This window comes from Brevundimonas sp. Root1423 (assembly GCF_001426805.1).
Genome location: NZ_LMFL01000023.1, coordinates 379167 through 400560, shown reverse-complemented (window position 1 = coordinate 400560; position 21394 = coordinate 379167). Strand labels below are relative to the sequence as shown.

The window sequence follows — 21394 nt, the reverse complement described above, 5'->3', positions numbered from 1 at the left end:
GCTGATTCGACCGACCCGGGGGCGGCCGGATGCAGCCAGCACCTCAGGCGCGGGAGCGGTGACGCCCCTGTCCCGGTTCGGACAGGTCCGACTCCGGGCGGGAGGCGAGTTCCAGAATCCCGCAGCAAAGCGCGAACAGGCAGGCGATAAAGGTCGTTCGCAGCGGGTAGTCGAAGGCCGAATGCACGAGCACGACTGCGATACAGATGGTCGCTGCACGCTGCAGATCACGTTCGGCCGAGGCGCGACCGCCCCACGCCGTCCACGACCGTCGGACAAACCAGATTCCGAAAATGATGAACAGAGCGACGGCTGGGAGGCCCGCTTCAAGGGCCAGCTCGAGATAGTCGTTATGAGCCTGATTGAAGAAGGTGGCGTCCAGCTGTTCAAGCGGTTCGACGGATCGGTAGACGGCGTCGAATGACCCGATCCCGGAGCCCACTGGAAGATAGCCCTGCGCGGCCTCGGCCACGATCGGCCAGTTCTCGAATCGGCCCTCGCGGGCACCAGGCGTGTCAAAGCGAACGAGCAGCGGGCCAAGGGCGAACACGGCGATAGCCAAGGCGCCGAGGCTGGCCGCACCCAGCATTCCAAGCAAGACCGGGCCCGGACGCCCACGCCCGGCGGCGACCCAAGCCGCCACCAGACAGGCGCCCAGAACGGGGCCGACCAAGGCGATGCCGGCTCGGGACCGGATCGCTCCGAGCGCGACGACGACAAGCGCAACAAACAGGATGGAAATCCAGGGAAGCAGGGACTTCTGCGGCGAGCCCCGCCGCTTGACGACGCGGGCGCCCAGAATGGCGGCCATGGGCAGGCTCATCAGGCAGAAGGTGGCGAGGTGGTTCCTGTTGGCGAAGAACCCGACAACGTTGCCCGGGTCCGTTGTACGCCAAGGATAGAGGCCGTCGCCGCCGCTCACGAGTTGCGCCGCGCCGAGAACGATGGCCAGCACCGTTCCGCCTATGATCACAAAGGGAAGACGCAGCCTGAAACTCGCGGGGCACACGAGCAAGGCCGCGAAGATCGCCATGGGGGGTAGAAGAGCCAGCCATGAACGCCAGGTCCGGTCAGGTGTCAGGCTGAGGGGCGCCCATCCACCGGGAATGCCGACCGTGGAGAGTGCGAGGTCGAGCTGTTCCCGGCCGGGAAGGCCCCTCCAGATCTGCGGCGGCAGCGGCACGAGTTGGGCTAGGGGCAGAATCGCGACGCCCGCCATCAAAGCCAACGCAAGGCGATGCCCGGCAAGATCGGATCGGCGGGACAGGGCGAACAGGGCGAGAACCAGAAGCGGAAGCGCAGCCAATTCCAGTAAGGCCAGACGAACTTCGTTCTGCCGGCTCGCGCCGCCCAGCAGATACGAAAAAACCAGCAGGGCCATTGTCGCGATTGCGACGGCGCCCTGCTGGTTCCTTACGTACTTACCTAAATCGCCCACCGGAGCGTGTTACTCGCTACTCGGGGGGAGTTGGTTCTTAGTCGCTCTCGCTGTCGTCGTCGGTGGCGACCACGATCGTGGCCACGACAACGGCGGCGCCGATCAGCAGGACCGGAAGCGGAATGCCGGCGAACTCACTGGACTGTTCCGAAGCGGCACCCACGCGATCACCAACGCGAGCAACAGCGCTTTGCGATCCAGCGGCGGCGGCTTGGCCAGCAACGAGCAGCAGACCCGCCGTAACGGCGGCGATAGTCTTACGCATGATAATCCCCTTCAAGACGTGATTACGACCTCCCGAACCGGGATGGCAGAAGCCGATCTATATGGCTCAGACCCTTCCTGCGCAAGCAAAAAACCGCGGCTCGCGTGTGAGGTCGATATCCTTGGTTGTAGGCAGGGCCTTTCAGGGAGGGGTTATTGCGCGAGGGGATTCAGTTCGAGATTGTCGAACCAGGCAATAGTTGACGCCGGGGCGTCTCCGGGGTCCGGCGCGAAGTGAAGAATCTGGATCGAACAACCCGAGGTGGGCACTGTCGCGGGCGCCTGGAAACGGCGCCAAGCCGCCGATGATCCCGGCGCGGCTTCGGGCCTGTAGGTGAGCAGCCTCAGGCCGCTCTCGACGCAGGTCAGCTCCACCGTTATCCGGGCCGGAACGGGACTCGATTCCATTCGTCCCTCGCCCCGGAGCAAATAGCGTCCGGGAGAGAGCATCAGCACCTGATCGGCGAAAATGTCGGACCCGACGCCGTCATAATCGATCCGGAGCGCAGCGTTCCTTGGACGAAGATCGTCTTCCGCTACCTCCGCGATGAGTCCGGGCGCGGCGCCCAGCCGCCATGTGAAGGGCAGCAGCTGGGTCTGGGGATCGGCCGAGAAATCCCCGTTGACGACCGCTGGAGAAAACGGGGGCCGCCGCAGCATGCCTCGCACCGTCCGCAGCGCCAGGTACCGGCGATCGGCCGTCCACGACAGGTAGAGTTTCTCCAGCTCGTTGCGGGTGAATGGAGTTTTGGTTCGCTCAAGCCCTGTCGCCAAGGTGAGCAGGACCGCGTCTCCGTCGTCGCGCTCATACAGATAATCGAGATAGGCGAGACGCCAGGGCGGATCATTCGCCATCTGACGAAGCAAGGGCGACACAGAACGCGGATCGTTGAGTGCAGCCGTCGTAAACAGGTTGAAGATGCCCGGCTGCATCTCAAGCCGGCGCCTGGCGAGCGTGTCCGCATGCGCAAAAGCCGACCCGTAATCACCGTTGCGCAACCGGTTTTCGACGAGCCAAGCATGTGCGGGATCATCCCGCAGACTCCAGTTACCCGCCAGCGTCAGGATCTGCTCGGCCTTGTCAGTTTCGCCGTTTCTGGCGGCCGCAAGTCCGCGAACGCGAAGAGCGCGAATACTGAAGGGTGCGCCGGACAGCGCCTGCTCCGACAGACTGGCGGCCTCGGTTATGCGATCGTTCGTCAACGCCCGTTCCGCGAGACGCTGAAGGGCTTCCGGCGACGTCGGGGCGACGCGGATCGCAAGCTCGGGCGGCCCCCGCGTCACCAGCAGCGCCTTGGTCACCTCCCAGGCCAACCAGACCGCGCAGATGATGAGCGCGAAGCGCAGTATCTCGGTCAGACGCCCCTGTCCTCCGGTGCCCCGGACAGCAACGTTTCCGTCATTTTCGGAAGCCGTCAGGACCGACGGTCCTTCTTCGTCTTCTTCCTGTCGGTCTCGGTTGAGCCGTAGTTGTAGTCGTAGGCGTAGTCGTATCCACCGTACTGCGTCGCGGTCATGTTGAACTTGGTGAGCACGGCGCCGAGGATGCGTGCATTGCCCATCCGAAGGCGGCGAAGCGCACCCCGCGCCTGGGCGCGGCGAGTGCCCTTGGCCTCGATCGCGAATACGGTCCCCTCAACGGCGGCCGCGAGGAGCGGCGCATCGGCGAAACCAAGGACCGGCGGACCATCGATAACCACGTGGTCGTAAATTTCTCCCGCGCTTGCAAGCAGACGGCGCACGCGGTCTCCACTCCAGAGTTCCGCCGGGTTGGGCGGCAGCGGTCCGCACGGAATGAAATGCAATCCGGGTTGTTTGGTTGGCTTGGCCAGTCCGCCAAGGTCGCCGCCGCCGGAGAGCACGTTGCTCATGCCGGCGTCGTTCTCGACGCCCATGAGCCGGTGCAGGGACGGGTTGCGAAGATCGCCGTCGGCGAGAAGCACCTTCCGTCCCGCCCGGGCCAGGTTGAGCGCGGTGGCGTAGGCGGTCGTGGATTTTCCCTCTGCGGGACGCGAACTCGTCACCAGAAGGCTCCGGGGCGCTCCATCCGGCGTCGAGAACTGAAGCGCCGTCTGCAGCGAATAGTACGCCTCGGAGAAACCGGATCGCACATCCTCCAGCGCTTGCTGCGGAATGACTCCCCGGCTCAGGAGCGGAATCACGCCCAGCACAGACAGGCCCAGCTTCAGCTCGACATCGTCGGGAGACGCGAGCGTCTCGTCGAGGGCTTCCAACAGGAAGGCGCCCAGGACGCCAAGGCCCAGCCCCAGCAAGGCGGCGAGGGCGAGATTGATGAGGAGCTGGGGCTGCGACGGGCGCTGCGGCGCCGTGGCCTTGTCGACGATCGAAATATTGTTCGACGCCACGCCGGCGGTGATGCCCACTTCCTTGTAGCGCTGGAGCAGGCCGTCATACAGCGTCCGGCTGGTGTCCAGCTCGCGCTGCAGAATGTTGTACTGGATGCTGCGGCTACGCAGGTCCAGGACGTCATCCTGAAGGCCGCTCACCTGCCCCTGAAGCGAGCGTTCCTGGTTGAGCGCGACGGCGTACTGGCCCTGGATGGAGCTGCGGATGCCCGCAGCCACGGAATTCGTCTGGGCGTCCAGTTCGGCAATCCGCGCCTGCAACTGGCGCATTTCAGGCCAGTCAGGCTGATAGATACTGAGTTTCTGCTGGTACTCGGCATCGAACTTGGCCCGTTCCTCGGTGAGCCGCTGGATCGTCGGATTCTGGAGGACCTCCTGCAGGGTGTAGAGCTGGGCCGACCGGGCTTGGCGCCACTTTTCCTCGGCGGCGATCCGGTTGGCCCGCGCCTGTGCGAGCGCGGAGTTAAGCGCAACGAGGTTGTTGGTCGTCAGCGATTGAGCTTCACCGGTTTCGGCGCTGGCTTCACGAACGTTGATGATCGTCTGGTTAGCCGCATAGCCGACCAGTTCCCGCTCGGCGTCTTCGAGGCGGGCCTTGGTCTGTGCGATACGGTCTTCAAGGAAGCTGCGCGCGTAGGCCGAGGACTCGAACTTGCGGTCAAGATTGGCCTCGATAAAGTTTTCGGCGAAGGCGTTCGAGACCTTTGCCGACAGCGCCGCGTCCGGGCTGCTGAAGGATACGCTGACCAGACGCGACCCCCGGATCGGCGCGACTCCCAGGTTGTCCTGGATGAGCCTCAACACAGCCTGACGACGTTTGGCCGCGAAGGCCGTCGCCGTCTCTCGATCGCGCTGTACGGGCTCTTCGCCCATCTGTTGGATGAAGGCGTCGTTGCTGGCCAATCCCAGCTTGTCGATGACCCGCTCGGCAAGCGAGCGGCTGCGCAGAATTCCGTACTGGGTCTGGAAAAACTCTTCGCCCTGGATCATTGATTCACGGGGTTGGACCTCATCGACATCGAGCACTCGCGCGGCTTCGCGGTCGATCTGGATCGTTGAGGTCGCCGTGTAGATGGGCGTCATCAGCAAGGTCGCGGTCGTGCCCAGGACCAGGGCCGTGAGCAGCGAGCCCAACAGGACGAATTTATGCTTGAGGGCCAGCCGCCAGTAATCGACGAAGCCAAACGCCGGAGGCGTGTGGGACAGGCCGATCTGGCCGTCGCGCGCGAACATCGAAGCCGGACCGGTTTCGGCGTTATTAGAGTGCGGGCCGTTTTTTGACGCCGCGTGGCCTTCGAACATATTCAAATCCGTTTCACACCTGTGCGGTTGTCCCGCACTCTATTCGAGGGCTGATTAGCGCATACCTTCACACAGATCGAGCAATCCGCCGAACTTCACACTTGGCCCGTTCCGGGTCACGTTTTCTGACGGCGTCACTTGCCGTAAGAACTCCCCGCCTTCAAGGCATTGGCCTTGGAGGGATATTTCGCGCCCACCCCGCCAACTCCAGAACGTATTCAACCCTTCGAAGTATGCGGCGTCCGCAGCGCGCATCGCAATAAGGAACCGGGAGGAAACACATTAGCTTCTGGAAAACCGTGAAATTCTAGTCTGATCGCCTGAGCGCATCATTTTGAGGATCGACGGGATCGATCCCCAACGAAAACCAGGGCGCGTGCATTTCGTATACCTCGCGGGTTGAGGGCGCACAATGTCGGACTGCACGGCGCCCTGCGCTGACAGACGTCGGGAAGCGCGCGAGCGCTGCCGTGGACAATTCGAAATACGCTGTGAATTGCCTTTGGAAATCTCCTGCCCATGGTGAAGTTGGTTTGCCGAACACCCAAGGCGACGGCTGAGCAGATTTGTTGCCTCCTTGTTTTCCGGGGGCGCCGTCGACTTAACGGGTCTGAAATAGTCAAGAAGAGAAGAACGAATGCTGAATACGCCTTTTTCACCCTGGCCCAGTTATACTGCCGAAGAAGTGAGGGCCGTCAGCGACGTTGTGACCTCAAACAAAGTCAACTACTGGACGGGAGACCTCTGCCGCGAGTTTGAGCGCCGGTTTGCGGCTTGGGTCGGCTCAGGGTTTGCGGTCGCCCTGACCAACGGGACCGTCGCGCTTGACGTCGCTTTGAAGGCTCTCGGAATCGGACCCGGAGACGAGGTGATAACGACGCCGAGGACCTTCCTCGCTTCCGCTTCGTGCATTGTCACGGCGGGAGCGACGCCGGTGTTCGCGGACGTTGATCGTGACAGTCAGAACATCACGGCGGAAACCATCGCACAGGTCGTCACGCCTCGTACGAAAGCGATCATTTGCGTGCACCTGGCCGGAATGCCTTGTGACATGGACCCGATCATGAAGCTCGCAGAGCGCCATGGCCTGAAGGTCATCGAGGATTGCGCCCAAGCTCACGGCGCCCTCTATCGCGGGAAAAGCGTGGGTTCAATCGGACACATCGGCGCCTGGTCCTTCTGCCAGGACAAGATCATGACGACGGGCGGGGAAGGGGGAATGGTCACCACCTCGGATCCCGATCTCTGGTCGTTCATGTGGTCCTACAAGGATCATGGAAAGAGCTGGGAGGCCGTATACGAACGCGATCATCCGCCGGGCCCGCGCCTCGTGCACGACACCTTCGGGACGAACTGGCGAATGATCGAGATGCAGGCGGCGATCGGCCTGGTTCAGCTGGATCTCATGCCGTCCTGGACGGCGCGCAGAACCCTTGTCGCGGGTGCGTTGAGGTCAGCCTTCGAGCCGTTCAGCGATATGGCGCGGGTTGCGCCGATTCCCGACAACGTTGATCACGCTTGGTACCGGTTCTATGCCTTCGTTCGCCCAGAAGGGTTGGCCGATGCTTGGACCCGAAATCGGGTGATCGAGGAGATCGTCGCCCTGGGCGTCCCTTGCTTCCACGGATCGGCGTCCGAAGTTTACCTGGAGCACGCTTTTGACGGGACGGGCTGGCGTCCTCCCGAGCGACTTCCGGCGGCGAAGGAACTGGGAGAAACCAGCATCGCCTTCCTCGTTCATCCGACACTGACTGATGAGGAAATTGCGACGACGTGCGATGCGATTGGCCGGGTGTTTGGCTCTGCGCGCAGGGCATAAGCCCTGCGTCGCTCTATCAGGAGTGCGCGGGCTTGGGCGGACTGCTCTGGAACTTTCCTTGCCGATTGTGCAGGGCGTCGACGCAACCTTGCGCAATCGCGGCGAGGCTGCGCCAGCGCTGTTCGCCGAAGATCACTATGGTCACCAGCTGCACAAGATGAGAGGCCGTAAGCCGCGCGGCAAACCCCGGATGGCGGCGCGCGTGGCGTCCCATCAGCGCCCAGTAGTTTCTGAAGATGTAGTACCGGCGCAGCGGGGAGTGATAGCTGTGAAACGGAATACGGGACGCCCTGTCTCCAAGGCGATGGAATATCTGCGCATTCGGTGACCGGTAGATATTGTGGCCGGCGTCCCTCAGACGAAGCGAAAAATCGAGATCGACGCCGTCAATGAACAGTTCCTCCCAATAGCCGCCGATTGCGACTGCAACGTCAGTCCGCACCATGTTTCCTGACGTGATGGCGTACCGAAGCATGGTGCCGCTGCCCCCCGGATTGATGCCCGGGAGCGCTGCTGACGCGCATGCAGCCGAAGGCTCCGCGGACAGGGTCTGGCTCAGTGCGCTCACCATATCGGGCGCCGCAACGCTGTCCTGGTCCATCGTGAGCATCCAGCGTGATCCGTGCCGGACGGCAGCCGTCAGCCCGATATTCAGCGCGGCGGCGATGCCGAGATTCGTTTCCAGCCAAATAATCTCCCAGTCCTTGCCCGCCGCCGAGCGCTGAAGGTCCAGGCGAGAGGTATCGTCCGACCCATTATCGACGATGACGATATGGTCGACCTGGCCGGACAGGCTGTCGGCGCACTCGCCGGGATGCAGGCGGCCGTTGAAACTGATGATGACCGCAGTGACGCCTTCCTGCATCAGGCTCGCGCCCCCGGACTCAGGTCATGCGCAGTGATGCGGTACGATGCGAGTAGAGGAAGGGTTGCGAGAATGAGCAGGAAGTCGAACGAGCCCAGATAAGGGTTGGAGTATACGCCGACCAGGAAGGCCGACAGGCCTATGACGATGCAGAAGGCCCCCTCCGTTCCCGGAATCCGCTGGGCGATCATCTGGAGGGAATTCTTCATGTAGTAGAACAAAATGGTCCCGAGGATCAGAGTGCCTACCACGCCGAAATTGAACAGGATCTGGTGATAGCTGAGCTCGTAGAGCCAGGGCGACATCTTGCTTCGGATATAGCCGACATCCAGTCCGAAGCCGGAACCAAACACGGGATAGTCCTTGAACCCGTCGATCAGATATCTGCTCTGGATAGTTCTTTCGTCCACGGACGAGAAGGCATCGGTCAGGAATGAGATCGTCGCCATGCCATAGGTCCGGACGACGACGAGGGCAAAAATGATCGCCACCGCCCCTCCCAGAGCGAACAGCCATTCCAGCCGCCGGTTTCGATCCCTGGTCTGCGTGAGAAACGAATAGGCAAGTATCAGGAGCGGCGTCAGCACCAAAACGATCCAGAGCGCGCGTCGGCCCGAGAGAACAGCAATCAGGACGGTCAACACGAGAGAGATTTGTGTCAGCCTCGGCGCGACATTCACCTTGTCGGTCCTGAATTGGGAGGCGATCAGGTACGGGCATATAAAGAACAGGGACCCGATGTTTTGGGTAACAACCTGAATGTATCCGTCGTGGAAGCCCACGCGCATGTCGAGCTGATCGATAATCTCCTGGTTTATGAGGCCAAGAGAAAAACGATATTCAGCGATCGCGAAAATATTGATTATCGCAATAATAATGCCCGCTATAACAATAGACCAGTGGATCGCGAGAAAAACATTACCGGTTTTAAGAATGACCAAGATGATAAGGTAGGCCAGACTCCATCCTACATACAGCCGAAGATAGTCTACGATGCCCTCAATCGCACCTCCGTTTAACAACCCGATGCCGGCCCATATGATGCCGATGACGGCCGTCAGCAGATAGAAGACCACGATGTCGCGATCGGCGTGACGGTAGCGAGTGTGGAAAACGTATCGAAAGTTCAGGACCACAAAAAGGGCGATGAGTCCGATCTTCGCACCCGCGTAGGATCGAGGGATGGTCATCATCGTGGTCAGGAGAAGGACGGCGGAAACACTGAGCCGCTTCGCGGCCCCGGTGAACGCAGAATGGATTGTCTGTGGGTTTTCCAAGGTTGTTCCGCGAACTGTGTCGATGGCTGGCCGCCGATTTCAACGGCCAGCAAGAGGGATCAGACCGCTCGGTACTCGAGCGAGGCATCAGCGACAACGTCGCTCTTGAAGTACTCAGGCACCAGCCGGCGTAGCACGACGATGGCTGGTTCCGCATCCTGCTCGCGCACCAATTTGCGAAGGACCTCGAGTTCGCGGGAAAGCGTGTCCCACGCCAGGAAGTCTTCATGAGCCTTCTGGATCCGGCTGTGGGACGTGGGAGCCGAGTTCGCCCCGATAAGGAGCTCTTCGTACAACTTCTCGCCTGGCCTCAGGCCCGTGATGAGTATCTCGATATCGCCGTCAGGGAAGGTCTCGTCCCTCACGGTCAGCCCGGAAAGCTCGATCATGTTGCGGGCCAGATCGTAGATGCGAACGGGTTCCCCCATATCCAGGACGAAGACCTCGCCGCCTTCGGCCATGGCCCCGGTCTGAATGACCAGTTGAGCGGCCTCCGGGATGGTCATGAAGTACCGGATGATGTCCTTGTGTGTCAGGGTAACCGGGCCGCCATCCAGGATCTGGCGTCTGAACAACGGTACTACCGAACCGCTCGAGCCCAGCACATTACCGAAACGCACCATGCAGAACCGGGTTTTGGTCTCGCGTTCGGCAAGCGCCTGTAAAATCAATTCGGCCAGACGCTTTGTCGCGCCCATCACATTGGTCGGACGGACCGCCTTATCCGTACTGACGAGGACGAAGGTCTCTACTTCGAACCGCGCCGCGATTTCCGCGACGACGAGAGTGCCCAGCGAGTTGTTGAGGATTCCCTCAAGCGGGTTCGACTCCACCAGCGGGACATGCTTGTAGGCGGCGGCGTGAAATATGGTGTGCGGGCGGTGCTGTTCGATGACCGCGGCCATCCTCGGTTCATCGGCAACGGAGCCCAGCACCGGGACAATCTCGACCTCGAGATTTCGCGATAGCTCGGCGTGAACGCCGTAAAGCGCGTATTCGCTATTGTCGACAAGGACCAGCTTCCGCGGTTGCAGGAGCACAATCTGGCGGCACAACTCGCTCCCGATAGAGCCGCCGGCGCCCGTCACCAGCAGAGTCTTGCCAAGAACGTTGCGCGACAGAAGCGTTTGATCCGGCGCGACAGCTTCCCGGCCCAGCAACTCAGCGATATCGATTTCCCTGAGGTCCGCGATCGTCACCTTGCCCACGGCAATGTCATGGAGGCTGGGTATGGTGCGTACGCGCAACCGGAGTTCGCGCGTACGCTTGACGATCTCCGCCCGCTTCTGCCGGGTCGCGGCGGGCAGGGCCAGCAGAATGTCCGTCACGCCCAGCCGGTCCCGCAAGGCGCCCAGTTCCGAGGGAGAGAAAATCTGTTCTCCCCGCAGCATCTGGCCGTGGAGAACCGGATCATCGTCGAGGAAGCCAAGCACCTTGAATTGTGGGCTGCGGTAAAGGTTTGCGTGCAGCTGCTGGCCAGCCGATCCTGCGCCGTAGATCAACACGCGATAGCGATCAGCGCCCAGACGCGCCTTGTATGGCGCCGCAAGGAGCCGATGGATCACGGCGCGGGCGCCTGCAATAAACAGCAGCAGGATTGGCGGCTCGATCAGCCCGACAGTTCTCGGAACCCCGTCGATGCCGATCAGAGTGATGATCAGAATGAAAGGCACGCTGGAAATGCAGACCGCGCGCAGGACCGTGACCAGGGCCGGCCCGCTTTCCGAGCGGAAAATCACCCGATATAGGCCCATGGTGATGAAGGCGGGCAGCGCGCAGGCAACCGCAATCCCGACCGCGATGGCGAGCGGCGCATTCAGCTCGGGCAGCGCGCCGATCCGCAGATTGATGGCCAGCCAGACCGAAGCGGCGACCAGAACGATGTCCATCGCCAAGGCCAGGCCCCGTTTGACCGGTCGCGGCAGCGTGAGGAGCAGCCGGGCGAAGTTTTCCGGTTCGGCCCCGGTCCCGGTCTGGTTATCCTGAGGCATGGCGGAACAGACTGAAACGCGCCGTCAGGGAGGCGTGGACGCGATGCGCGAGAGTCTTCAGACCACGGGCCGCCTTCAGGCTTGGGCGGTGAGCCAGGTACCAACGAAGATATTTCCCATAGCGGGCAGGATCCAGGCCGTAAGCCATTTCCTGGAAGCGGGTCTCCAGGGTCACGAAGTCGTCGATGTCGCGGTCCTCGGGTTCCATACCCAGCGCGCTGCAGATTTCCCTTATCAGGGTCTGACCGCTGGCCCGTTTCAGAATCCCGGCGCCGGGCGAAGCATCTTCTAGCCGTACGAGGAAGTTGTAGACGGCGCGGATGGCCAGCGCATTCAGCGGAATGTCTTCCTTCCACACCCACTCCCGATCGATGAACGCGGGCGGATTGGCTTCCGGATAGAAATTTCCCCACACGCTGTCGATGTGCTCGCCCGAAAGCATCATTCGGCCGTCGCGGTCCTTCGCCTCGGCGGTCATGGCCGCCGCCCAAGCCCGGGCTGGTTCGACGAGCTTCGCGACTTCGGTGCTTCCTGAGGAGGATCGGGATATCAGAAGGGTTTGAAGCGAAAGACCATCCGCCCAGGACGAAGAGCAGTTGGCGAGTTCCAGCAGACCGTTTGACGCAACCGGGGAGCCGTTGCGCAGCGTCTTGTGAACGCTCAGCTTGTTCCCGGCGTCACGACGGATGCGGGTCTGGGTGGAAAAGGGTTCGCTGCGGCCGCTGGAGTAGGCGACCGCCTCCTGATCGAAACTCACGCCCCTGACGGCGTCCTTGCCGGCAATAACCAGAAAGGAGTTGGCGAGCGGCGCAAGCAGGTCGTTTCTGGCCAGTTCCAGCACAGCGGCCGGTTCATCAAAATTGCCAGGACGCCGACCGGTATAGTCGCGGGACCGGACCTGGGAGACCATCTCTCCGGCTTCCCCGGATCGAAGAAAGTCTTCGGCGATCACAACATCCGGGAGTTTGTAGTCCGGATACGGATAGAAGTAGCGGGTCTCCGTGAACCGCTCCGACAACAGACGGCCAAGTTCGGATCGTCCGAAGGTTCGGACGGAGTTGGGCCGTTTGTGATAACCTTCGATGCCGACGTAGGGCGTCCCCCAATGATCCTCGTCAGCGGCGTTGAAATACTTCAGGCCAAACTGGTTCTCGATTGCGAGGATGAGCACTCCATCATCGAGCAGCATGTCGCTGAAATACTGAAGTACGGTCCGATAAGGGTCTTCCGCCTTAACAAACGATCCAGAGTATTCGAAAACGCCGATGCACGCGATCGCATCGAATTTCTCAGCGAAAACGATTTCCTCGAACGGGGCACAGATCACGGTTACGTTGTCGAGATCGCGAGTCCGGAGGCGGGCCAGACGCGCCCGGTGGATATTCCCCTCGACTGAAATGACGCGTCCAAAGCGTTCACCCAGAAGCCGGGTTATCGACCCGCAGCCGCACCCGACCTCAAGGACGGTCATTTCCGGGTCGAACTTGAAACCGGAGAGCAGCTGGGCGCGCTTGCGGGTCAGATGATATTCGCTGGCCCAGTCGACGATGTGGTCTTCCAGTTCGCTGGACGTGCTGGACAGGTCCTTTGCGGAACGGAACACCTTGTCCAGGTGAATCTCCGAAGCGCGCCCGTCGCTGTAGCCGAAATTCTCGTGGCCCCTCAGGCGCCATACGTCTCCTTCATCCATAAAAATGTCGTTGGAAACGATATCACTGATATTCATGAGCAACCTAAGCGAGACGCGAAGCGGCGTGGGTTTTGATAGTCCACCGGGCGATAAGCGCCAGGGCCACCGTGCTGATGGTTACGCGAACCGCCCACGCTATGGCTGCCCCGACCACGCCGTATTCTACGGTGAGCCAGTACATGTAGGGAAGATACAGCGCCAGCTCGGCAAGGTGCAATTTTGCGGTCAGGTCTGGACGACCGCGGGCCTGGATGAAGGCCTGGCTGACGTGGCCGAACGCGTTGATGAAGATGCCGATGGCCAGCACCTGTCCGACCCTGAAGCTTTGCTCGGCAAAATCAGGGCTGATCCAGAGGCTGACCGCGGGCTTCATCGCCACGAAAGCAAGAGCGCAGAGCGGTGCCATGATGAGCGCCACCCAGAACAACGACCGATGGTACGCCTGTGGCGCCGTGTCGATCTTGTGGTCCAGCGTGGCCGCGAACACGGGGAACATGACACTGGCGATCGCGCCGGGAATGACCAGCAGGTTGATGGAAACGTCATAAATGGTGGAAAAGAAGGGAACGGCGGCGACGGACACCAGAACGGCGATGGCAAAACGGCCGAGATAGAGGAGAAGCGGGCCGACGATATTGCTGACCGTCATCCAGCCCCCGAAAACGATCAACTCCTTGCTCGCCGCCCAAGACAGGGATCTGGCCTTCCATATGTCGGCATACAGCACTCCACACGCACTGATGTGGGCCGCCAGGGCAGCGATCCTCACCACGACGAGCGCTGAAATCAGCCAGGCGAGATTCGACGTGAAAGGCAGGACCAGCAGCGGGCCGGCATAGGCGAACACGCCGAGAGGGACACGGATCGCATTGACGATGCCAAAGCGCTGATCGCCCTCAAGGACTCCTCGCAAGGCCGAGGTGAGCATGACCAGCGGGATCGTGGTGGCCAGCAAATAGAAGGCGGCGATTGTTTCGGACCAGAGATCCGCCGGGATGTTCAACCTGGTTTGGACGATCCAGGCGGAGCATGCCGCTAGAACTGCAGCCATCACGACGCCCAGAACAGACAGCATCACGGTCGCGGTCCAGAGAAGTTCGCCCACCTCCGTGCGCTCTCCCCGCCCGAACCGGCGTGCTACGATCTGGGACAGGGCTCGCCCCAGTCCCATGTCAAACAGGCTGAAATAGCCGACAACGATCCATGCGATGGACAGAACGCCGAAGCGGGTCAGGCCAATGCCTTGAATAAGGACGGGTACGGCGATGAGCGCCGCGAGCATGGGGAGGCCGGTTCCGGCCAATGTCCAGACGAGGTTGCGAAGAACGCGGCCGTCCCGGCCGCCGAGCATGCTTGCGAGTCTGATCATTAGCCGTAGAAACCTGAATGCCCTTGGCCGATCGGCCCCGCGTGTCCCGCATTAGTGACGCGCTTGGCCCGGCTCGCGCTATTCGAGAGGTTTCGGGCTATAGCACATCGCAATGAGTTTGAAGCACTTTCTACGCGATACGCGGCGCGTCGACCCCTCCGGCGAGGCGGACGCCGAAGCATCAGGCCGTGACCACCAGAAGAACATTTTGCCCTGGCGCGTCTGCCTTGGTAAGGCGCGGGTTCGTCGCCCATTGCTCGAGAGATGGCGACACAAGCGGGGGTCGTTGTGCAGGTCGGTTTTGCGTTCACCAACTACAACAACAGCGACCTCAGCGAGGCGCTGGTGAAATCCGTGACCCCGCTGTTGAACGACGGGCGGGCGAGGGTTGTGTTCGTAGACAATGCCTCCCGGCCTGCAGAGGTCGAGAAAATGCGCCGCATTGAGCAGACCTATCCCGGCGTATCGGTTATCTATAACCCAGAAAACTCTGGGTATTTCAAAGGCCTAAACATCGGGATCCGCGCGTTGCGCACCGGCGATGACGTCCCCGAGCTTGTTGTCGTCGGCAACAATGATCTCGAATTTCCGGCAGACTTTGCGAGGCAGCTGGAACGGGCCGAAAATGTAATGCAGCGGTTCCCCGTCGTTTGTCCGGATCTGGTGGGCCTGGACGGTGAACATCAGAATCCGCATGTGAGCCGGCCGATCACGCCTCTTCGGCGCCTTGTATGGCGGCTCTATTTTTCAAACTACCTTCTCGCTCAGGTGATCGCGGCGGCATCCCGCGTGTCCAGGCGTCTGACGCAACGGACGGACCATCATCTGCATCAGGAAGCAGGACCGATCATCGAGGGTTATGGCGCATGCTACGTTCTGACGCCAATGTTCTTCCGGTCCTACAGCGAGCTGTGGGCTCCGACATTCCTGATGGGAGAGGAATTCTTCCTCGCAAAACAAATCGAACAGATCGGCCAACAAATCTATTATGAGCCCTCGATCGTGGTGCAGCATCTTGACCATGCCACCACGGGCGAGGTCCCCAGCCGAAAAATGTGGGAAATCAGCCGGGAATCCCATCGTGTCTACCGAGAGTACCTTGAACGCTATGGATAACGTGAAGAACGGCGCGCCCGTCCGGGGCGGGGATGGGGACCACCATCTGAACCCGCTGCTGGCTCCCGAGGGCCGCGGTGCGCGCCCCTATCAGATATGCACATCCTGCGTCATGGACACGTCTGACCCGAACATCGCGTTCGGCGACGATGGTGTATGTGAATATTGCACCAATTTCCACGAGCAAATCCTGCCCACCTGGTCAAACGACAACAGTCGATTGCCCGAGCTCATGAATGTGGCGGAGAAGATCAAGGCGGACAGCCGGCGCCGGAACCGCGAGTTCGACTGCATTATAGGTCTGAGCGGGGGGCTGGACAGTTCCTACGCCGCCTACGTCGCCGTACGCGTGATGGGCCTGAAGCCGCTGCTTTACCACGTCGACGCGGGCTGGAATACGGATCAGGCCGTCGGCAATATAGAGCGTCTCGTGGAAGGTTTGGGCCTTGATCTTTACACGGACGTTATCAACTGGAAGGAAATGGCGGACCTTCAGGTCGCCTTCCTGAAATCCCAGATCGCCGACCAGGACATGCCGCAGGACGGTGCATTCTTCTCTTCGCTGTACAAATATGCGCGCGCAAACAAAATAAAGTATGTTCTGACGGGCGCGAACTATTCAACGGAATGCTGTAGAGAGCCGGAGGAGTGGGGCGCATACCCCGGAATTGATAAGACTCTTTTTCATGATATTCATAACAGGTTTGGCCAAAGGAAGCTGAAGACCTTCCCTCTTGTCGATATTATCCAATACAAGATAATCGACAAATATCTGTATGGAATGACGGTTGTGAAGCCGCTGAATTATGTTCGGTATGTAAAGTCCGAAGTCGAAGAAATGCTGGGACGGGAGTTCGGGTGGCAGAAGTTCGAGCATAAACACCACGAGTCTCGCTTTACGCGTTTCTATGAAGACTACTGGATGCCGAGGAAGTTCGGATTTGAGAAGCGCCGTGCGCATTTCTCAAGCCTGATCATGACCGGTCAGCTCGACAGGGCAGAGGCCTTGAAAAGGCTTAGGACGCCAGTGATGACCGAACAGTTCCTCGCCAAGGAGTTTGATTACGTGGCGAGCAAGCTGGATCTCCGGTCCGAGCAACTCAGAGAGATATTCGAGGGCCCCAACCGTACGTTCCGGGATTATCGCAACAAGCGTTTCCTGATCGGCATCGGCGCAAACATGATGCGGCTGCTGGGCCTCGAGAAGCGGCTGTTCAGATGATCACGATACTTGACTACGGACTGGGCAACGTCCGAGCCTTCCTCAACGTCTACAAGCGACTGGATATAGAGGCGCGGGCGGTTTCCGACCCGGCCCAGCTTCGGGCGGGGGAAAGGCTCATTCTTCCCGGGGTGGGCGCCTTCGACCATGCCATGGATCTGCTGGACGCCAGCGGAATGCGCGATCGCGTGGAGCAACTGGTCCACGAGGAGGGCTGCCCGGTTCTCGGCGTCTGTGTCGGCATGCAAATGCTGGCGGATGGGAGCGATGAGGGGCGGCGGGCCGGCCTGGGCTGGGTGCCGGGCAGGGTGCGGTCCCTGGGCGGGCGAAATCATTCTGCCCCCATGCCCTTGCCTCACATGGGCTGGAACGACGTGACCCCTGTTCCTGGTGTGGGATTGTTTGACGGCATGGACGACCTGCGCTTCTATTTCCTGCATTCCTTCTACTACGAGCCGGCCCAAGCGGAGCATGTATTGGGGACCGTGGAGTACGGGGGCGATTTTGCCTGCGCGGTGGGCAACGGCCTCGTGTTCGGGGTTCAGTTTCATCCGGAGAAGAGCCATCATTGGGGCTCTAGGATGCTTCAGAATTTTGCTGAGCAACCTCTGTGCTAAGGCCGCGGATAACTCCGTGTCTGCTGATCCAGGACGGCGGCCTGGTAAAGACGGTCAAATTCCGCGATCCCCGATACCTCGGAGATCCGATCAATGCCGTGAAGATTTTCAACGAGAAGGAAGCCGACGAGCTCATTGTCCTTGATCTCGACGCAACGGTGAACGGCGTCGAGCCGGACTACAAACTCATCGGACGTCTCGCGGCCGAATGCCGGATGCCGTTATGTTACGGCGGAGGCGTCAGGACGGCCGAGCAGGCGAGCCGGATTGTCGGTCTCGGGGTTGAGAAGGTCGCGTTCAGCACGGCCGCCGTCGAAGCCCCGGCGCTGATTTCCGAAGTATCCGCGGAGATCGGCCGGCAAAGCGTTGTCGTGGTTCTGGACTTCCGTAAGCGCACATTCGGGCGCGGTTACGAGGTCTTCACCCGCAACGGAACCCGAAACACGAAACGCGACGTGATGGAGGCGGCCGTCGAGTCCGCCCGTCTGGGGGCCGGAGAAATCGTGTTCAACTCCATCGATCGCGACGGCGCGATGGCGGGTTACGATCTTGACCTCGCCCGAACCGCTCGAAACACCCTGAACATTCCCTTCACCATTCTCGGTGGCGCGGGAGCCCCCTCTCACATAGAAGACCTCCTCGCTGCATGCGGGATCGTAGGCGCGGCTGCCGGCAGCCTGTTCGTCTACAAAGGAGGGTTGCGCGCCGTGTTGATCAACTACCCTGATCAGGCCGCGAAGGACGCCATGATCGCTGTAACCCGGACCGTAGTATGAGAAAATCCGATTTTGCCGGACAGACCCTTCTGATTTCGGGAGGAACGGGATCGTTTGGCGGAACCGTGCTGAATCAGCTGCTGGATACGCCGTTGCGGGAAATCCGTATATTCAGCAGGGATGAGAAGAAGCAGGATGACCTCCGCAAGCGCTACGACAACCCGAAGCTGAAATTCTATATTGGCGACGTTCGCGATCTCCAGAGTACGGCCAGCGCCATGCGCGGGGTGGACTTCGTCTTCCACGCAGCGGCGCTCAAACAGGTGCCCTCGTGTGAGTTTCACCCTCTCGAGGCGGTCAAGACGAACATCCTCGGCACGGAGAATGTGCTTGAGGCTGCAATCCGGGCCGGCGTGCGCAGGGTTGTCTGCCTGAGCACGGACAAGGCCGTCTATCCCATCAACGCCATGGGCATCAGCAAGGCCATGATGGAAAAGGTCATGGTGGCGAAATCCCGTGAGTTGACGGGGAATGACACCGTCATCTGCGGAACCCGCTACGGCAACGTCATGGCCTCGCGGGGATCGGTGATCCCGCTTTTCGTGGAGCAGGTGCGGGCAGGTCGGCCGATTACGATCACCGATCCGAACATGACCCGTTTCATGATGTCGCTCGATGATGCGGTGGACCTCGTCCTCTACGCGTTCGACCAGGGGACGAACGGGGACATGTTCGTCCAGAAGGCGCCGGGGGCCACGGTCGAGGTGCTGGCCCGCGCCCTCCTTTCGGTCCTCGGTCGCCCCGATCATCCCATCGAGATCATCGGCACCCGGCATGGGGAGAAGCTGTACGAGGCTCTGCTGAGCCGTGAGGAAATGGCTTCTGCAGAAGATCTGGGAGGATATTTCCGCGTCCCGCCCGATCTCCGGGATCTCAATTACTCGAAGTTCGTCGAGCAGGGCGAAGCCCGTATCTCCGAAGCCAATGATTACAATTCCCACAATACCGAGCGGCTGGACGTGGACGCCATGATCGCCCTTCTGAAAACCCTACCCTATATCCGGAACATGGAACCGCTTCCGCAGAGAGCCCACCCGTGAAGGTTCTGGTCACGGGCTCTGACGGTTTCATCGCCAAAAATCTTCTGGTTCATCTGGCGGAGCGGGCCGATGTCGAGGTTCTGCCGTTCACCCGTCGTGACGGCTTAGCGACGCTCGCCGCTCACGTGCGCGCGGCGGAATTCGTTTTTCACCTCGCGGGCGTGAACCGGCCGTCCAATGAGGGCGAGTTCGAGACCGGAAATTACGACCTGACGAGAACCCTCTGCGACCTGATCGCGGAAACGGGCCATCTGACGCCCGTGGTCTTTTCATCATCGACCCAGGCAGCGCTCGATAATCCTTACGGTCAGAGCAAGCGCCGGGCCGAAGCCCTGCTGACGGACGCCGGAAGCGAGGCCGGTTTTCCGGTCTACGTTTTCCGCCTGCCTAACGTCTTCGGCAAATGGGCCCGGCCCGACTACAACTCGGCCATTGCGACGTTCTGCCATAACATCGCGCGGGGTCTTCCCATCCGCATAGACGATCCGGCCGCGTCGTTTACGGCGGTGTATGTCGACGACGTGGTGTCCAAATTCCTCGAGATCCTCGACGGCCGCCTGACGACGGGCGCCGGGACCGTTGACGTGGAACCGCAGTATACAGTCAGGATCGGGGATCTAGCCGCCCAGTTGCGGGCCTTTGCGGAGAGCCGCGCGTCTCTGGTCAGCGAGCGGGTCGGGACTGGCCTGGTCCGCGCCCTTTACGCAACCTATGTGAGCTATCTGCCTCCCGCGGAGTTCAGCTACGCCGTACCCCGACACGCTGACTCCCGGGGCGTATTCGTAGAGATGCTCAAGACGAAGGATTCGGGCCAGTTTTCGTTCTTCACCGCCGGCCCGGGCATCACCAGAGGTGGTCACTACCATCACACCAAGACCGAGAAATTCCTCATACTGCGTGGCGAAGGTCTTTTCCGGTTTCGCCATCTCATCACCGGCGAACTGATCGAATTGAAGACCTCCGATGTGGAATCCCGCATCGTCGAGACCATCCCAGGCTGGACCCACGACATCACCAATACCGGGGAAGCCGATCTCGTCGTGATGCTGTGGGCGAACGAGATTTTCGATCGCAGTGCACCGGATACCTATGCCCAAACCGTCTGAAATTCCCCGCCTCCGGGTCATGACCGTCGTCGGCACCCGACCGGAAATCATCCGCCTGTCCCGCGTCATAAGCGAGCTGGAGAGGACCTGCGATCATACCCTGGTCCACACGGGTCAGAACTATGATTACGAGTTGAATGAGATCTTCTTCGAGGATCTGGGTCTGCGCAAACCGGACCACTTCCTCGAATGCGCTGGCGCGACGGCCGCTGAAACAATCGGTCAGATAATCGTCGCCATGGATCGGTTGCTCGAAGCCGCGGCTCCCGACGCCCTTCTGGTCCTGGGGGACACCAACAGCTGTCTGTCGGTCCTCCCGGCCAAGAGACGTCGGATCCCGATTTTCCACATGGAAGCCGGCAACCGATGCTTCGATGAGCGCGTGCCGGAGGAGATGAACCGCCGCATCGTGGATCATGTCGCGGATGTGAATCTGACCTACAGCGACATCGCCAGAACCTATCTACTGGCGGAAGGAAGGCCTGCCGACCGGGTTATCAAGACCGGCAGTCCGATGTTCGAGGTTCTGCAGCACAATGCCGCGCGTATCGACGCGTCGGACGCAGTTGAGCGGCTGGAATTGAAGCCTTTCGAATATTTCCTGGTCAGCGCCCACCGCGAAGAGAACATCGAATCCGACAGGGCCTTTGGTCGGCTGTGCGAAACCCTCGACGCCGTGGCGACCCAATACGGTCTCCCGGTTATCGTTTCGACCCACCCGAGAACGCGAAAGCGCATCGAGGCGGCGGCCCGAACCTTCTCGCCCAATATCCGGCTGCTGAAGCCACTTGGGTTTCTCGACTACGTCAACCTGCAGAAGAATGCCCGCGCCGTCCTGTCGGACAGTGGAACGATCAATGAGGAATCCTCCATCCTCAACTTCCCCGCCCTGAATCTGCGGGAAGCGCATGAGCGGCCGGAAGCCATGGAAGAGGCGTCGGTCATGATGTGCGGGCTCGGCGTCGAACGGGTCCTGCAATGCCTGAGGATCGCGCTGGATCAGCCGCGGGGCAAGACCCGGCTGGTGCGGCCGGTCGGCGATTACTCGATGCCGAACGTATCCAGCAAGGTCGTCCGGATCATTCACAGCTATGTGGATTATGTGCGCCGGGTGGTTTGGCGGAACTACGACTGAC

The 21394-nt window shown here is 60.8% G+C and carries 17 protein-coding genes; 8 read left to right on the top strand and 9 right to left on the bottom strand.

The features are described from left to right. Window positions 1–43: 43 nt before the first annotated feature. From ASD25_RS15270 to ASD25_RS15260, 4 genes are all read right to left on the bottom strand, one after another. Window positions 44–1381, bottom strand: coding sequence for an O-antigen ligase (locus ASD25_RS15270; protein WP_056618405.1), 1338 nt, complete (start codon window positions 1379–1381; stop codon window positions 44–46). Window positions 1382–1475: 94 nt separating this feature from the next. Next, window positions 1476–1703 carry a hypothetical protein gene (locus tag ASD25_RS30515; protein WP_156389334.1) on the bottom strand — a complete coding sequence of 76 codons (228 nt, stop codon included), beginning with the start codon at window positions 1701–1703 and terminating at the stop codon, window positions 1476–1478. Window positions 1704–1855: 152 nt separating this feature from the next. After that, complete coding sequence (locus ASD25_RS15265) at window positions 1856–3004, bottom strand: lipopolysaccharide assembly protein LapB (protein ID WP_156389333.1); 1149 nt, start codon at window positions 3002–3004, stop codon at window positions 1856–1858. Between the two features lie 113 nt (window positions 3005–3117). Next, window positions 3118–5370: a polysaccharide biosynthesis tyrosine autokinase gene (locus ASD25_RS15260; RefSeq protein ID WP_082572441.1), complete on the bottom strand. Its 2253-nt coding sequence runs from the start codon at window positions 5368–5370 to the stop codon at window positions 3118–3120. A 637-nt stretch (window positions 5371–6007) separates the two neighbouring features. On the opposite strand from ASD25_RS15260, the gene ASD25_RS15255 reads away from it, so the two are divergent. Continuing rightward, a complete protein-coding gene (locus ASD25_RS15255) occupies window positions 6008–7189 on the top strand; it encodes a DegT/DnrJ/EryC1/StrS aminotransferase family protein (protein ID WP_056618400.1) in 1182 nt (393 codons plus the stop codon). Window positions 7190–7205: 16 nt separating this feature from the next. Here ASD25_RS15255 and ASD25_RS15250 read toward each other — a convergent pair whose 3' ends face one another. The 5 genes from ASD25_RS15250 to ASD25_RS15230 are packed head-to-tail and all read right to left on the bottom strand — an operon-like array spanning window position 7206 to window position 14363. Further along, window positions 7206–8054, bottom strand: a complete 849-nt coding sequence (locus tag ASD25_RS15250; protein WP_056618399.1) for a glycosyltransferase — start codon at window positions 8052–8054, stop codon at window positions 7206–7208. Then, window positions 8054–9331 carry an O-antigen ligase gene (locus tag ASD25_RS15245; protein ID WP_056618398.1) on the bottom strand — a complete coding sequence of 426 codons (1278 nt, stop codon included), beginning with the start codon at window positions 9329–9331 and terminating at the stop codon, window positions 8054–8056. The genes ASD25_RS15250 and ASD25_RS15245 overlap by 1 nt, the downstream gene beginning before the upstream one ends. Before the next feature lie 59 nt (window positions 9332–9390). After that, window positions 9391–11322, bottom strand: coding sequence for a nucleoside-diphosphate sugar epimerase/dehydratase (locus tag ASD25_RS15240; RefSeq protein WP_056618397.1), 1932 nt, complete (start codon window positions 11320–11322; stop codon window positions 9391–9393). Beyond that, window positions 11309–13048, bottom strand: coding sequence for a cyclopropane-fatty-acyl-phospholipid synthase family protein (locus ASD25_RS15235; RefSeq protein ID WP_082572440.1), 1740 nt, complete (start codon window positions 13046–13048; stop codon window positions 11309–11311). Before ASD25_RS15235 ends, ASD25_RS15240 begins: the two co-directional genes overlap by 14 nt. A 7-nt stretch (window positions 13049–13055) precedes the next feature. Beyond that, window positions 13056–14363, bottom strand: coding sequence for a flippase (locus tag ASD25_RS15230; RefSeq protein WP_162252084.1), 1308 nt, complete (start codon window positions 14361–14363; stop codon window positions 13056–13058). 282 nt (window positions 14364–14645) lie between these two features. On the opposite strand from ASD25_RS15230, the gene ASD25_RS15225 reads away from it, so the two are divergent. The 7 genes from ASD25_RS15225 to wecB are packed head-to-tail and all read left to right on the top strand — an operon-like array spanning window position 14646 to window position 21393. After that, a complete protein-coding gene (locus ASD25_RS15225) occupies window positions 14646–15497 on the top strand; it encodes a glycosyltransferase family 2 protein (protein WP_082572438.1) in 852 nt (283 codons plus the stop codon). After that, window positions 15490–16719: an N-acetyl sugar amidotransferase gene (locus ASD25_RS15220; RefSeq protein WP_082572436.1), complete on the top strand. Its 1230-nt coding sequence runs from the start codon at window positions 15490–15492 to the stop codon at window positions 16717–16719. Before ASD25_RS15225 ends, ASD25_RS15220 begins: the two co-directional genes overlap by 8 nt. Beyond that, window positions 16716–17336: an imidazole glycerol phosphate synthase subunit HisH gene (gene hisH / locus ASD25_RS15215; RefSeq protein WP_056618389.1), complete on the top strand. Its 621-nt coding sequence runs from the start codon at window positions 16716–16718 to the stop codon at window positions 17334–17336. Before ASD25_RS15220 ends, hisH begins: the two co-directional genes overlap by 4 nt. Then, entirely contained in the window at window positions 17330–18112 is a 783-nt protein-coding gene (locus ASD25_RS15210; RefSeq protein ID WP_056618385.1) for an AglZ/HisF2 family acetamidino modification protein, read from the top strand. The genes hisH and ASD25_RS15210 overlap by 7 nt, the downstream gene beginning before the upstream one ends. After that, window positions 18109–19152 (top strand): polysaccharide biosynthesis protein, encoded by a 1044-nt coding sequence (locus ASD25_RS15205; RefSeq protein ID WP_056618382.1) that lies wholly within the window; start codon window positions 18109–18111, stop codon window positions 19150–19152. The genes ASD25_RS15210 and ASD25_RS15205 overlap by 4 nt, the downstream gene beginning before the upstream one ends. Next, window positions 19149–20258 (top strand): NAD-dependent epimerase/dehydratase family protein, encoded by a 1110-nt coding sequence (locus tag ASD25_RS15200; RefSeq protein ID WP_056618381.1) that lies wholly within the window; start codon window positions 19149–19151, stop codon window positions 20256–20258. Before ASD25_RS15205 ends, ASD25_RS15200 begins: the two co-directional genes overlap by 4 nt. A 19-nt stretch (window positions 20259–20277) precedes the next feature. Continuing rightward, window positions 20278–21393, top strand: coding sequence for a non-hydrolyzing UDP-N-acetylglucosamine 2-epimerase (gene wecB / locus ASD25_RS15195; protein ID WP_235562744.1), 1116 nt, complete (start codon window positions 20278–20280; stop codon window positions 21391–21393). Window position 21394: the final 1 nt, after the last annotated feature.

Coding starts and splice junctions, on each gene's coding strand:
- ASD25_RS15240 (WP_056618397.1), bottom strand. CDS start 11,322: ATGCCTCAGGATAACCAGACCGGGACCGGGGCCGAACCGGAAAACTTC.
- ASD25_RS15260 (WP_082572441.1), bottom strand. CDS start 5,370: ATGTTCGAAGGCCACGCGGCGTCAAAAAACGGCCCGCACTCTAATAAC.
- hisH (WP_056618389.1), top strand. CDS start 16,716: ATGATCACGATACTTGACTACGGACTGGGCAACGTCCGAGCCTTCCTC.
- ASD25_RS15235 (WP_082572440.1), bottom strand. CDS start 13,048: ATGAATATCAGTGATATCGTTTCCAACGACATTTTTATGGATGAAGGA.
- ASD25_RS15255 (WP_056618400.1), top strand. CDS start 6,008: ATGCTGAATACGCCTTTTTCACCCTGGCCCAGTTATACTGCCGAAGAA.
- ASD25_RS15230 (WP_162252084.1), bottom strand. CDS start 14,363: ATGCTCGGCGGCCGGGACGGCCGCGTTCTTCGCAACCTCGTCTGGACA.
- ASD25_RS30515 (WP_156389334.1), bottom strand. CDS start 1,703: ATGCGTAAGACTATCGCCGCCGTTACGGCGGGTCTGCTGCTCGTTGCT.
- ASD25_RS15220 (WP_082572436.1), top strand. CDS start 15,490: ATGGATAACGTGAAGAACGGCGCGCCCGTCCGGGGCGGGGATGGGGAC.
- ASD25_RS15225 (WP_082572438.1), top strand. CDS start 14,646: ATGGCGACACAAGCGGGGGTCGTTGTGCAGGTCGGTTTTGCGTTCACC.
- wecB (WP_235562744.1), top strand. CDS start 20,278: ATGACCGTCGTCGGCACCCGACCGGAAATCATCCGCCTGTCCCGCGTC.
- ASD25_RS15250 (WP_056618399.1), bottom strand. CDS start 8,054: ATGCAGGAAGGCGTCACTGCGGTCATCATCAGTTTCAACGGCCGCCTG.
- ASD25_RS15270 (WP_056618405.1), bottom strand. CDS start 1,381: ATGGCCCTGCTGGTTTTTTCGTATCTGCTGGGCGGCGCGAGCCGGCAG.
- ASD25_RS15205 (WP_056618382.1), top strand. CDS start 18,109: ATGAGAAAATCCGATTTTGCCGGACAGACCCTTCTGATTTCGGGAGGA.